The sequence below is a fragment of the Sphingopyxis sp. Root154 genome (assembly GCF_001427105.1).
Classification (GTDB): Bacteria; Pseudomonadota; Alphaproteobacteria; order Sphingomonadales; family Sphingomonadaceae; genus Sphingopyxis.
Genome location: NZ_LMGI01000001.1, coordinates 655,063 through 667,870, shown reverse-complemented (window position 1 = coordinate 667,870; position 12,808 = coordinate 655,063). Strand labels below are relative to the sequence as shown.

General features: G+C 59.8%; 15 protein-coding genes. 13 read left to right on the top strand and 2 right to left on the bottom strand.

Annotated features, from left to right (window positions below; genetic code table 11):
* The first annotated feature begins 181 nt into the window (after nt 1-181).
* Together ASD73_RS02980 and ASD73_RS02975 are read left to right on the top strand one after the other, a co-directional pair.
* Nucleotides 182-1,882: an ATP-binding cassette domain-containing protein gene (locus tag ASD73_RS02980; protein WP_056369262.1), complete on the top strand. Its 1,701-nt coding sequence runs from the start codon at nt 182-184 to the stop codon at nt 1,880-1,882.
* A 35-nt stretch (nt 1,883-1,917) separates the two neighbouring features.
* Nucleotides 1,918-3,039 carry an HlyD family efflux transporter periplasmic adaptor subunit gene (locus tag ASD73_RS02975; protein ID WP_235534104.1) on the top strand — a complete coding sequence of 374 codons (1,122 nt, stop codon included), beginning with the start codon at nt 1,918-1,920 and terminating at the stop codon, nt 3,037-3,039.
* A 122-nt stretch (nt 3,040-3,161) separates the two neighbouring features.
* Here the strand turns inward: ASD73_RS02975 and ASD73_RS02970 are convergent, their stop codons facing one another.
* Both ASD73_RS02970 and ASD73_RS22140 read right to left on the bottom strand, forming a co-directional pair.
* Nucleotides 3,162-3,809 (bottom strand): YoaK family protein, encoded by a 648-nt coding sequence (locus ASD73_RS02970; RefSeq protein ID WP_056369266.1) that lies wholly within the window; start codon nt 3,807-3,809, stop codon nt 3,162-3,164.
* 153 nt (nt 3,810-3,962) lie between these two features.
* Nucleotides 3,963-4,301 carry a GFA family protein gene (locus ASD73_RS22140; RefSeq protein ID WP_082521325.1) on the bottom strand — a complete coding sequence of 113 codons (339 nt, stop codon included), beginning with the start codon at nt 4,299-4,301 and terminating at the stop codon, nt 3,963-3,965.
* Between the two features lie 348 nt (nt 4,302-4,649).
* On the opposite strand from ASD73_RS22140, the gene ASD73_RS02965 reads away from it, so the two are divergent.
* The 11 genes from ASD73_RS02965 (at nt 4,650) to ASD73_RS02925 (ending at nt 12,780) form a co-directional block, all read left to right on the top strand.
* The gene (locus tag ASD73_RS02965; RefSeq protein WP_200934865.1) at nt 4,650-5,768 is read left to right on the top strand and encodes an amidohydrolase family protein; all 1,119 of its coding nucleotides are present in this window, start codon (nt 4,650-4,652) and stop codon (nt 5,766-5,768) included.
* A gap of 116 nt (nt 5,769-5,884) precedes the next feature.
* A complete protein-coding gene (locus ASD73_RS02960; RefSeq protein ID WP_056369268.1) occupies nt 5,885-6,427 on the top strand; it encodes a hypothetical protein in 543 nt (180 codons plus the stop codon).
* Nucleotides 6,424-7,164, top strand: coding sequence for a hypothetical protein (locus tag ASD73_RS02955; RefSeq protein ID WP_056369270.1), 741 nt, complete (start codon nt 6,424-6,426; stop codon nt 7,162-7,164). The genes ASD73_RS02960 and ASD73_RS02955 overlap by 4 nt, the downstream gene beginning before the upstream one ends.
* A 265-nt stretch (nt 7,165-7,429) precedes the next feature.
* Nucleotides 7,430-8,221, top strand: coding sequence for a hypothetical protein (locus ASD73_RS02950; protein WP_235534103.1), 792 nt, complete (start codon nt 7,430-7,432; stop codon nt 8,219-8,221).
* A gap of 887 nt (nt 8,222-9,108) precedes the next feature.
* Entirely contained in the window at nt 9,109-9,642 is a 534-nt protein-coding gene (locus ASD73_RS02945) for a GNAT family N-acetyltransferase (protein WP_056369272.1), read from the top strand.
* A 74-nt stretch (nt 9,643-9,716) separates the two neighbouring features.
* The gene (locus tag ASD73_RS02940; RefSeq protein ID WP_056370377.1) at nt 9,717-10,127 is read left to right on the top strand and encodes a group III truncated hemoglobin; all 411 of its coding nucleotides are present in this window, start codon (nt 9,717-9,719) and stop codon (nt 10,125-10,127) included.
* A gap of 20 nt (nt 10,128-10,147) precedes the next feature.
* Nucleotides 10,148-10,864: an alternative oxidase gene (locus ASD73_RS02935; RefSeq protein ID WP_056370379.1), complete on the top strand. Its 717-nt coding sequence runs from the start codon at nt 10,148-10,150 to the stop codon at nt 10,862-10,864.
* Nucleotides 10,770-11,207 (top strand): DUF1971 domain-containing protein, encoded by a 438-nt coding sequence (locus ASD73_RS22135; RefSeq protein WP_443027943.1) that lies wholly within the window; start codon nt 10,770-10,772, stop codon nt 11,205-11,207. The genes ASD73_RS02935 and ASD73_RS22135 overlap by 95 nt, the downstream gene beginning before the upstream one ends.
* Before the next feature lie 82 nt (nt 11,208-11,289).
* The gene (locus ASD73_RS22680; protein WP_156377269.1) at nt 11,290-11,661 is read left to right on the top strand and encodes a hypothetical protein; all 372 of its coding nucleotides are present in this window, start codon (nt 11,290-11,292) and stop codon (nt 11,659-11,661) included.
* A gap of 168 nt (nt 11,662-11,829) precedes the next feature.
* A complete protein-coding gene (locus ASD73_RS02930) occupies nt 11,830-12,138 on the top strand; it encodes an ArsR/SmtB family transcription factor (RefSeq protein ID WP_327196895.1) in 309 nt (102 codons plus the stop codon).
* A gap of 96 nt (nt 12,139-12,234) precedes the next feature.
* Nucleotides 12,235-12,780 (top strand): cytochrome b, encoded by a 546-nt coding sequence (locus tag ASD73_RS02925; RefSeq protein ID WP_235534102.1) that lies wholly within the window; start codon nt 12,235-12,237, stop codon nt 12,778-12,780.
* Nucleotides 12,781-12,808: the final 28 nt, after the last annotated feature.

The window sequence follows — 12,808 nt, the reverse complement described above, 5'->3', positions numbered from 1 at the left end:
ACGATTGGCCGCGCAGCGCTCTTGGCTCGCTGTTCTTGGCGGGGCGGCGGCTAAAAGCCCAGGCCCGCGCGCACGCCGCCCCGCCTGCGGCTTCGCCAAGGGCGCGTTTGTTGTCCGATGAGGCGCGGCACCCAGCCCATCGTCGAGCTTTGCCTGTCGATTCCGACCTTGGTCGGCCATTATGCGCCGCAAGCATGTCCTGTTCGAAACCGTCGTCGCGACCGTCGTCGTCAACGCGCTCGCACTCGCTACCTCGCTTTATTCGATGCAGGTCTATGACCGTGTCATCCCGCGCGGGGGCTTCGCCACTCTTTGGGTTCTGACGGCGGGGATCGGTTTCGCGCTGCTCATCGACTTCATAATGCGCATCATCCGGGCCTTGATGGTCGGCCGCGAAGCCATGGCAATCGACGCCGAAGTCTCTGAATATTTCTTCGATCGAATGCAAGCCGTCCGCCTCGATGCGCGGCCGCCGGGCATAGGAACGATGGCGGCGCAGTTGCGCGGGCTCGAGCAAGTACGCCAGATTTTTTCCTCCGCCTCGATCTTCGTCATGGCGGATCTGCCGTTCGCGCTGCTGTTTCTCGTCGTAATGGCCATGATCGGCGGTGTTGTCGCGGTTGTGCCGCTGGCGATCTTCGCGCTCTCGCTTCTGCTCGCCCTCATATTTTCGCGTGGGATTCGCGAGCATGCCGATCGAACGCAGGTCACCGGCAATCGCAAGAACGGTCTTCTGGTTGAAGCGCTTGACGCCTCAGAAACGATCAAGGCCAACCGGGGAGGGTGGCACATGCTCGCCGCGTGGAACAGTCTGATCGATACGGTCAACAGCCATGATGTGAAAGTCCAACGGTGGTCGGTCATTGCCAGCCAGACCTTCGCTTTTCTTCAGCAAGTCGCCTATGTCGGCATCGTCGTGTGGGGCGCCTATCGCGTCAATCAGGGCGAGATGACGATGGGCGGGCTGATCGCTTGCACGATCATCAGCGGCCGCATAAACGGTCCTCTCGTCGCATCGCTGCCCGGCTTCGTCGTCCAGTGGGGCTACGCGCGCGCGTCGCTTCGCGCCCTCGATCAATTGCTGGCGATGCCGAGCGATCAGCCGCTCGACATGCAGAAAATCCGTCCTGATACCCCGGGGTCGGCTTTGAAGGTCGAGAATATCGTTTTCGCGCACGGGGAATCGCGTTTCGGTCTTGCTGTTCCGAAGCTCGAAATCGGAGCGGGAGAGCGAGTGGGCATCATCGGATCTGTTGGCGCCGGCAAATCGACCCTGCTGCGGTTGCTGGCAGGGTTGGTACCCCCGCAAAAAGGGCACGTACTTCTTGGCGGCATCGCGCTCGACCAGATCGCCGAAGACAGCCTCCGGCGCGAGATTTGCTATTTCCCACAGGATTACCGCCTCGTTTCGGGTACGCTGCGCGACAATCTGACCATGGGGCTGCCGACGGTTACAGACGATCAGTTGCTTGAAGCCGCGTCGCGCTCGGGTCTCGATGACCTAGTGCGCACCCATCCTAAAGGTCTCGATCTTCCGATATTCGAAGGTGGCGGCGGATTGTCGGGGGGGCAGCGCACGATGGTGGGGTTGGCGCGCGTCTTCCTGCTGCGCCCGCTTTTTCTGCTGCTCGACGAGCCGACGTCGAATCTCGATCAGGAGAATGAGGCGCGTGTCCTCGGATTTTTGACGAAGGAGAGCGAGCCGTCGACGGCTATCGTCATCGTCACGCATAAGCTGCAATTTCTTGGCGCGATGTCGCGGTTGCTGGTTATGCAGGGGGGGCGCGTCGTGCTCGATGGCGACACGGCATCGGTTATCGACAAATTGCGTCGCGGAGAGAAAGCGGCTTCCGCGATTCCGCAGCCGCAGGCCGGGAGTTAAGGATGCGGGTTCCCCAAACTCTTCGCCGATCCAGCTTGGTCATCAATGTGACCGCGGTCGCGTTGATCGGCATGCTCATTTGGGCCGGCTGGGCCGAGATCGACCAGGTCAGCCGCGCCACGGGCCAGGTTATTCCGGCGGGACGGGTGCAGGTGATCCAGAGCACCGACGGCGGCGTCATTGGCGAAATCCTCGTGCGCGAAGGCGACCGCGTTCGTCGCGGGCAGAAACTCGTCGTCCTCGATCCCATCCGAATTCAGGCGGCGGTCGAGGAATCGCGTGCAAAGGTTGCAAGCTACCGCACGATCAAGAGCCGCATCGAGGCCGAGCTATTCAACCGTCCGCTCGCCTTCACGGACGATGTTCAGGCGTTCCCCGAATTCGTGGCTAATCAGCGGCAGCTCTACAGTCGTCGGCGCACGGCGCAGGCCGAGGATATAGGCACTTTGCGAAACATGCAGGCGATCGCGCGCCGCGAGCTCGAAATGAATATGCCGCTGCTCGAATTTGGGGACGTTAGCCGCAGCGAAATAATGCGGCTTCAACGGTCGGTTGCGGACATCGAGGGGCAGATCGCGAACCGGCAGAATAAATATCTTCAGGACCTTCAGGCCGAGTATAGCCGGACCGAAGAAGAACTCGTCGTCGCCGACCAAACGTTGAAACAAAGGGTGGCCGCGCTCGATGCCGCCATATTGTTTGCGCCCACCGACGGCGTGGTCAAGAATGTGCGCTTTACAACGATCGGCGCCGTTCTGCGTCCCGGCGACGAAGTGCTGCAAATCGTCCCCACCGGCGACAAACTGATCATCGAAGCCAAGGTGTCCCCGGTCGATATCGCCTATTTGCGGGTCGGCCAGAACGCCTCGGTGAAATTCGATGCCTATGATTCCTCGATCTATGGCTCGGCAAACGGGCGGGTCACCTACATCAGCCCCGATACACTGACCGAGCAGAAGCCGTCCGGTGAACAGATATTCTACCGGGTTAACGTCGTCGCCGACGCCCGTTCGCTGCGCCCGAGGACGGGTGAAAAGATCGAGATACAGCCTGGCATGACTGCCTCCGTCGAGATCAAGACAGGCAAGAACACGGTGCTCGGATATCTGTTGAAACCCATATCGAAGACATTCGGTGACTCGATGGGCGAACGATGAGTTCTATGGGTTGCGAATAACTACATCCAAGATCAGTATGTTCTCGTGATCGACCGGCGAGATGTGCCCACTGATGCTTTCGCTGATTTCGATCCAAAAGCTGCCAGTCTGCTATCGGCCAATTACGACTTCAAGGAGCCGGTGATTCTTTGTACTACGGGAATGAGGAAGAGAGCGAAGGCCGCTGCGAAGCCAAGACTTGCATCTTGAGACCAGGAATAACTGGCGGCACCGAGAATTCCGCCGAGGACAAGGGCAAGCCAAAGGAGCAAATAGGGAATCCAATCCGTCCGGCTACCACCCAGTGCCGCATCAGCGAGCCTGTGCCCGAGTTTGACAAGGTTGCCGGTCATATAAGTGACGCCGATACTCACCTCTCCGTCGCGGCGGAAGATCGTGTTTGAGGCGCCCATTGCAACGCAGAGAAATCCTGTGGCAGCGACATCGAACCCGGTCCATTTGCAGCATGCAGCGCAGAGGAGAAGCACGGCGACGCCCGATATTGCCACGACCTTGCGATGCGCGACGGTTATTTTCGCCGTCACGATGATGTTGAGGAACACACCGGCAACGAAGAGGCCGATCAGCGCTGCAGCCGCCAAGGCGACAGTCTTCGCTTCCGTTATACCAATGGCCAGTCTGGTCGAGTTGCCGCTCATGAACGATACGAAGAGTCCGCCAGACCCGAGGAACCCGATGGCATCGACAAAGCCCGCAAGTCCCGCGAGGCAGAATGCCAGTCTTTGAAAGCTGGTGTCGTATCGGATCATGAACTCGTCGATAGCATCGGACTAATGGCCATGTCTGCATCCTGTTATTCGACGCGAGCCAGCCTCACGCCCTTGGTCGCTGAGAGCAAAGTCCGCTTCGCACGATCTCGGTCTGAAAGCTGACGGACAACTACCGGCCAGAGTTAAATCCCTTCAGTAAGACGCGCCATCAACAAGACGACGCGGCAAATCGCGCCACAAATCGGGTTCGAACATCCTGAGATTGACTCCCATGCGCTGGTAATTGGGATCAGTTGGCGTCCAGTGTGTCGTACAGCCACAGGCTTGGCAGTGCCACGTGTCGAGTGCGCGATCACCCTGCTGGTAGGCTACTCCCTCTCCCTCGACCGTGACCGATTTCGGCGGGCAATAGTGCCACAGTCCGGCGGTACGCCGGCAAATCGAGCAATTGCATTCGCCGACTTCGGTTGGCTCGTCGCGCAGTACCAAGTGAACCCGCCCGCAATGGCAGCTGCCGTGGTGCTCGATCATCGTCGCTCCTTCTAACTCAAGTCATCTTGAGCGCCTACTTTTAACAATCCCGCCAGTTCAAAGCGATGACCGAAAACGGTCGCGAGCTGCCAACCTCGCCCCACCGGTTTCGAACGTCCGCTTCTCCAAGTTCGCCGCCTGAAAGCTGCCAGTCCGAAATCGGCCAAACCTCACGCGCCACGTGCAAACAGATTTTCGGCTTGCCGCCTCAGGTAAAGCCGCGCAATATCTTGGTAATCCATGGGGGTCGCAAAATCTTGCCCATTGGAGACCTTCCATGAAAATTCCCAGTTTCATTGCGTGCGGCCTTCTGCCCCATATTGCTTTGCCCTCCGCGGAGGTACGCCCATGACCACCAGTCGTCGAAAATTTCTGGGTGCAACAACGGCTATTTTAGGGGCCTCGGTGGCAAGCCGGCCAGCATCAGCTCAACTGGCCAAGGCGCCACTGCGCAAGATCGCGACCGAGGAAGCCTTTGCTACGCCGGAGCTCGCAAAGGCATGGCTGGAGATTGCCCGGTCAGAGCCCAACTCCAGCTTGGATATTCCCACTGGTATCCTCTCGATTTTCGACAACCCGCGTCCCGGATCGAACCAAGACCGGTTTCGCCGCCAGCTCCTTGATGTGGACGCAGAGCGCATCCGCGACATGGACGAAGCCGGCGTCGACATGCAGCTTCTATCAGTGACGATACCAGGCGTGCAGATCTTCGAGCCAGCCCGGGCGAGCGAGCTTGCAGCGACAACCAATGATTATCTCGCCGCCGCCATCGCGCGGCACCCGACACGCTTTGCCGGACTTGCCTGCTTTGCGCCGCACGATCCGGTTAGAGGGACGCAAGAAATGGAGCGCGCAGTGAATGCGCTGGGCCTGAAGGGCTTTATCGTCAATTCACACACCCACGATCTTTATCTGGACGATCCGCGCTTTGCTCCCATCCTTGAGGCGGCGCAGTCGCTCGATCGTCCGATTTATCTTCACCCGCGCGCGCCCTCGAACGGCATGGCCGCTCCGTTTCGGGACTACAGCATGGGAGGATCGATCTGGGGCTTCGGCGTCGAGGCCGGGACGCATGCTGTGCGGATGATCTTAAGCGGAGTTTTTGATCGTTATCCGCAGCTACGTATCGTTCTTGGGCATATGGGCGAAGCACTGCCGTTCTGGATGTGGCGCCTCGATCATATGGCGGCCCGCCGCGCCAAGGACGGCCGGATGAAACCCTTGTCGCTGGCACCCAGCGACTATTTCCGGCGCAACTTCGCGGTGACGACCAGCGGCTTCGAATCTCCCGATGTGCTGGATCTCGTCATCAAGGTTGCCGGCATCGAGAATATCATGTGGGCGATCGACTATCCCTATGAAAGTTCGCGCGATGCGGTGACCTTCATCGAAGGCGCCGACCTGACGGCCGATCAGCGCGCCAGCATTTTTCACCGTAATGCGGAGCGGCATTTTCGCCTGTCTTGAGACGCTTCTCCGCGAGCCTTGATTTGGCAGGAACGGCTCGCCAATGTCTGCGGATATTCGGTATAGATTCTCACAATGCAAACGAGGGGGCTTGGATGCATCGGTTTTTATGTGGGATGGTGCTGTCGATCGCCGTCATGACCCCTGCAAGCGCGGAATATGGCTGGTGCACGATACAGAAGGACGGGTCGTACGACACATATCTTTCAGCGGTCGTCGACATCGGCGAGGGATCGAATGTCCATCAGGAAGTCCTGACGCGCCAGTTCGGCCGCGCCTTTCAGGGATATGTTGCACAGTTCGAGACAATCGTTCGCGAGCCCGACTGCCACTCCTCCAAACGGTTGAGCGATGCCGAAGAAGGCAACAGGCGCTATTCGATGAGCGTCGGACAAGTCATTCGGACCAACTGGCGGGGAGCATGGCCCGCGCCCGGCGCATCTTCTGGTCCAGTCGCAGCATCGGGTAGCCATCTTACCGTCTTCTCACCGCCAGCTCCCGCGGCTCCGGAGTGGAGCGAGGCGCAGCAGCAACAACAGCGTCAGGCGGCCGCGGAACTAGCCCGCAATATCGCCGCCAGCGCCAAGGCGCGGGCGGAATCGGAGGCGGCGCTCACCGCGTTTCTCGACGCCATGCGCAAGCGGGGGCGCGCGCAATGAAACATCATCTGAGGCTCTTCGTACTGGCGGTCGCGGCCGCGATGATTGGCCGTCCCGCGATGGCGCAGATCGAAAGCGCACAGCCTTTGCCGGTTGGCCAGCCGCTCACGCTTGCGGCGGGTGAGCGCAACGCAGTGCGCTATTTCTATTTCGCCGGCGTGCCCGGGGAAACGCGAAGCATCGACGTCAGTCTCGCCGGGAAAGTCATCATCGAAGTCTATGACGCCGCTGGAACGCTTTTGATGGCGCGGAGCGCGAGCGCTGGACGGTCATTCGACTTCATACCCTCCTACGCCGAAACCTATGTCATCGCCGTCATCCGACCGGGCGCGCCGATCGAAGCGGTGCTGCGGACGTCCGTCGTGGCGCCGACCTTTCAGCAATCTATCATGGCCATAGGCGTGGGCTATGAGTTCGCAACCGCGCATGGTATCTCCCGATCATGCTGGAGCGAGCAAGGCGCCGAGGTCACGCACACAGGCACGCTTCGGAAGGGCGACGCCTTCACAATGCGTATCAGGCTCGGCGCCGATCGATTGTCGCAAACCAATGAGACGCTTGTCGGGGCCATCGCTTCGCGCAGCACGGTCCGTAGCTGGCTGGAGGGTGCAAACAGGGTCAGCGAAGTCGACACGAACGGCTCGGTCAGCGTTTCCAAACAGGTAAACGATCCAGCCAGCTTCCGCTGGCCGCCCGGCGTCGCGCGCAAGTGGTATCGCTACACCTGTCCAAGCTAGAAGGAGGCGGATACTCGCGACGCTGCAGGCGGCATTTGGACGATCCACTTCGTCACCGAGAACCCCTTCGATAATTTCCGCTATCTTAAATCCACGGCTAGAAGCCGCCAATCCTTGGTCGACCAATCTTACTCAGCAAGATGTACTGGAAGCCGACCGGTGATCCTGTACCGGCCTTACTCTGCGGCAGGTGTGAAATCGACGTGACAGCAATTGCTCGGCGCGGCAAAGTGCAAGCCTGATTTCCCCTCGCTCGGAGGCTCAATTGGCGACCGTTGCACATCCGCGGCCCGGCTACGGCCGAGACGACCGGTTCTTCCTCTCCATGGCGCTCATCATGGCAGCCATCATAGTCGCGGGATTTTCCATGCAACTGGCGATGGGGCGCTCAAGCTTCTCGGCTCCGCCGCTCGTTCATTTTCATGCCGTCATATTCTTCGGCTGGGTCGTGATTTATGTAACGCAAAGCGCCCTCGTGACGCGCGGATCGATGCTGCTTCACCGTCGGTTAGGCTGGCTCGCCGCGGCCTGGGCCACGATGATGGTCGGCGTCGGTATCTTCACCACCATGACCATGGCGCGTCAGGGGACCGTCCCCTTCTTTTTTCAGCCGGCCTATTTTCTCGTCATGAATTCGATAACCATGCTGTGCTTCGGCGCGCTTGTCGCAACTGCTATCACGTTGCGCAAGCGGACCGAGTGGCACCGGCGCCTTCTGTTTTGCGCCATGGCCTTTCTTACCGGACCAGCGTTTGGCCGTCTGCTGCCAATGCCCCTCCTCATCCCGTTTGCCGAATGGGGCGTGTTTGCGGCCCTGATGGTCCTGCCGCTCGTCGGCATGGTCGCCGATCTACGACGCCGGGGATCGGTGCATGCCGCTTGGTGGTGGGGTGTCGCCGCTATGACAGTATCGCAGCTGGCGATGACGTTGATCGCGCACAGTGTGCTCGGCCTCGCCATTTATGACGCAGTGACGCGCGGGTCTCCCGGAGCTGCGGCGCCGCCGTATGAATTCGCGCCTCCGCCCGATAGCCCTTTGATTACGGGGCGTGGGTAGCCGCTTAAGCCTGTCAGGCGTCGCGCGGTTTCTTATTTGTCTGACGGTGCGCGAGCATATGGACCTAGCGCAACTCTGGAAGCTGGACGGCGGCCGGGACCAGCGACCGCCGCCCTACTTAATGCCGCATGTGTGTGGGGCACATGGGGGTGCGGCACGGGGAGATCGTGGCGCCAGATGGTTAAACAAACCTTAATTTTCAGGCAAATTGAGACGAGGTGAATGTGGCGGCGGGTCTCACCGCGACTGTTCCTGTCGAACCAAGCTATCAGCCGAAATGCTCGCGTCAACGACGGCCGGCAAAGCGCCTATTTGACCAGTTGGAGCGGTTCTGGAAGGGGCGCCAAAAAAACGCCCGCCCGAACGAAATCGAGCGGGCGCAAGATGAAGATCTCTGTTTTCCTAAAAGGAAGAGCTCTCCTGGGTCGCAGCGCGCGGATAGCCTCGCAGTCCAACCGATAATTGTACGGCAGCGCCAAAAACGAGACTCGTGGCCATTGGTCGGGGACCGGAGAGATGAAAGCCGTTTCTGTATGATCGCGCGGCGCGCCCGTCGCGCATGGCGTATATGTATATCGCGCGCAGTTCATTTGAAGGCGGCGCCGGGTCGATTATTCCCGGGGGGCATGTTCGCTTGGAACAACTTCGACGTCCGCTCCTGAGCCTCGCAATCTAAGAACGGAGTGGCGGCAAGCGGCCAAGCCCGGTCAATTTCGAACTCTTTTGCCAAGCTGCCGGATGCTATCACAGTTGTGGGAATCCCCACCTAATCGCCCGTCGCGACGCCGGATGAATACGGGGAACTACGGATAGGGTTACGCCTCGCTCCGGTTCAAAAGCGTCTCGATACATTCGGCAAATGACCGCGCCGCATCGAAAGGACGAAAATGAACAACCAGAGCTGGAGCGGCGATCTTACAACCCGGACGGGGTTCAAATTCCATGTTCGCCCGATCAGTCCGAACGATGAACCGGCGCTCGCGGAGCTGTTCACGCATGTGACGCCCGACGATCTGCGATTCCGCTTTCTCACCGGCATCAATATCGTTGGTCATAACCGTTTGGCCGCATTGATCGATGTCGATCATCGCCAGAAAGAGAATTTTCTCGCGCTTGCCGAAGATGGCGCAACGGTCATCGCAACCGCGATGCTCGCATGTGACGACGCGATGGAAACCGGCGAGGTCGCGATCAGCATCCGGTCGGATTACAAGGGCCGCGGCGTGAGCTGGAAGTTACTCGAATATGTCGCGCGTTTTGCCGAGGCTGCGGGCGTGATGACCCTGCAGTCGATTGAAAGCTACGCGAACCACGCCGCGATCGAACTGGAACGCGACATGGGGTTCACCGCGCGCCCCTATCCGGGCGATGCCACGCTCGTGCTCGTCGAAAGGAAACTGCCGCTGCCGGTCGATGCGTGATCGATCTTTGAGGGTTGGGCCGGTCGCTAGACCGCCCGGCATATGGCCATGGCAGAAAGGAGCGGCATTTGGACATCAGCGGCAAAGTTAGCGAGGCGCAGCTCGAGCGCCTGATTCCACGCTTTTACGCGCGCGTCCGGGACGATGCTCTGATCGGTCCGGTGTTCGATAGTGCGATCGGCGACTGGCAGCAGCACCTGGGAAAGCTGGTCGACTTCTGGTCTTCTGTCATGCTGACCAGTGGTCGCTACAAAGGCAGCCCGGTGGCCGCGCACCTCACGCACATGCCCGCGATCACGCCGCCGATGTTCGATCGCTGGCTGATGCTCTGGACCGAGGTAACTGCCGAGATGTTGCCACCGACCACCGCTGCCGCGCTCCAGGGCAAAGCGGCGCGGATCGCCGAGAGTCTCAAGCTCGCACTATATTTTCGGCTCTCTCCGGCGCCCGGGAATACATCCCGACCGACTCCCACGCAGTCCTGAAAGGACTTACGATGACGAATATGATCCTGGTCCCCGACAAGCTCGCCCTTGCCACCGAACGAAATATTCAGCCCGCGGTGCATCACCAGCCGAACGGCTTTTCCGATCGGTTTGCGCTCGGCTTCACCAAGCTTCTGCGCTTCAGCGCCGACAGGTTGTTCGCCAAGCGCTACGGCCACCGGGCGATCGTCCTTGAGACGGTCGCAGCGGTGCCGGGCATGGTCGGTGCCATGTTCACCCATCTGAGCTGCCTGCGCCGGATGCGCGATGACGACGGCTGGATCCGGACCTTGATGGAGGAAGCCGAAAACGAGCGCATGCACCTCATGACTTTCATCGAGATCGCCAAGCCCACGTGGTTCGAGCGGCTGATGATCCTGTCTGTCCAAGGCGTGTTCCTGGTTGGATTTTCGATCCTCTATCTCCTCTCCTCGCGTACCGCTCACCGCGTTGTCGGCTATTTCGAGGAGGAAGCCGTCACCAGCTACACATTGTACCTCCAGGAAATCGACGAGGGCCGGTCGCCGAACGTGCCCGCTCCTGCCATCGCCAAACATTATTGGAAAATGGCCGACGATGCGAAATTGCGCGATGTCGTATTGCTGGTGCGCGCCGACGAAGCGCATCACCGCGACGTCAATCATGGTTTCGCAAACCAGCTCAATGGAGAGCATGTCGATCAATCGCAGGTCGCAGCCTATCCCGACCACGCTACCGAAATCCGGCTGCATGCTTGAGATGCGTGACGGAATGCAGGGCGGCGGTATCCCGATGCGCGGCGACCGACGCCCGGACGGCCCCGTGAAGATTGGCGCACCTGAACCGTACAGAAGTACCCCCATCTTTGACGAGACCACGCTTCCGGCCGGGCTTCGCCGGGAGCATCGAACTAAAGTCGGCGTTTGGGGCGTCATTCGGGTGCTCGAAGGCTGGCTTCACTACAGGGTACTCGATCCCGTTTCGGAACTATCCTCGACGCCGAGCATCCGGGGATCGTCCTTCCGGACCAGCCCCATTTGGTTGAACCGATTTGCCCCGTCCGCATGGTCGTCGAATTCTACGATCAGGAGCCACAGTTAGCCAGTATGGGAGACTGTGCCATCCACGTTTGATTGCGACGCTGCTTTGCAACCTCGCTACCCGGCCCCCAGAAAGGCTCGCCATGCAGATTTCACGACTGTTCGTCGTACTGACAACCGCTCTGCTGTGCGCATGCGTGCCCGCTGAGAGGGAAGTTGCTACTTCCAATACAGCAGCCCTTGCGACCGCGCCGCAAACTCAGGACGCGCGAACGCTTTCTTTTGTCGAAGAGCGCTGTAGCGGTTGTCATGCATTACGCCCGGGCGTTGAGCCCCCCAATTCGCAGGCGCCCAGCTTTGTGGCGGTGGCGAATGACATGGGGTTTAACCAAGATTTGCTGCGCGAATTTTTTCGCGATGGACACGATACACCGGATGCGATGTCGATCATGTTGACCAGAGAAGAGGCTGAGATGGCCTCTGCTTACATTGTGTCGCTTCGCTCTCCCCGCTGACACCATGCGAAGACTTTGACAAAAGTGACCTAGCTGGAGAAGTTCCGGCCAACCCGGGAAAATAGCCGCTATGCTCACTGGTAAACGCTGTGAAAGCCCGATTTTGAGTGAGCGGGGATAGAACGGCCATCCAATACCTGATCGCGCCGGACCGGAAGTTCGGCGGGTTTGCGACAAACTGCTGCGCGCTGCTTGAGATCGCGGTTCCGCCGGTCTCAGAATAGGGCGGCGCGTTGTTTGGCGGAGCGAGAGCGGCTGATGATGCTGTGCCAGATCGCCGAACGCGAGGTGTCGGTTGGCGAGCTGACTGAGATTTGCGGCCTGTCGCAGTCTGCGGGTTTGCAGCATCTCGCTCGTCTCCGAAAGCAGGGGATCGTGTCGATGCGCGGTAAGGCGCAGACGCGATATTCTAGTTTGTCGGACCCCAAGATGCGGAGGGTCGCCGCCGCCCTTTGCCAGGCGTGCTGCGGCGTCTAGCCCGCGCCGCACAACGCCATTGGGCATTTCGCGGGTTTGATGCAAATCAATGTGCCGAGATACTGACTGTGGTGAATCGGCTTGAGGAGAACCGATGTGACGCCCAAGACCGACCCGGAGCATTATGCACTCCCATCGATCATACTTCATTGGCTTATGCTTCTACTCCTTGTCGCCGTCTATGCGGCCATCGAGTTGCGGGAATTCTGGCCGAAAGGCACCATAACCCGTGAAGCCTTCAAAACCTGGCACTTCATGTTGGGCCTCTCGGTCTTTGCACTCGTCTGGCTCAGGATCGCGGCGCGCCTGATATGGGCGCCGCCGGCAACGGTGAATGAACCGGCGTGGAGAAACGCGATTGCCGGCGCAACGCACGCCGCGCTGTATGTCCTGATGATTGCAATGCCGGTCGCTGGCTGGCTTGTCCTGAGTGCAGAAGGCGAAGCGATACCCTTTTTCGGCATCGAGCTACCGCCGTTGGTCGCAGCGAACGGCGCCCTAGCCGAGCGAGTGGAGGAGCTCCACGAACTGGGCGGTACGATCGGATATTGGCTGATCGGGCTTCATGCCGCGGCGTCTTTGTTCCACCATTATATTCTAAGGGACAGGATGTTGGCGCGGATGCGGCCTTCGCAGATCTGAAAGGATCTTCATGCGGCCAACCCAAAGC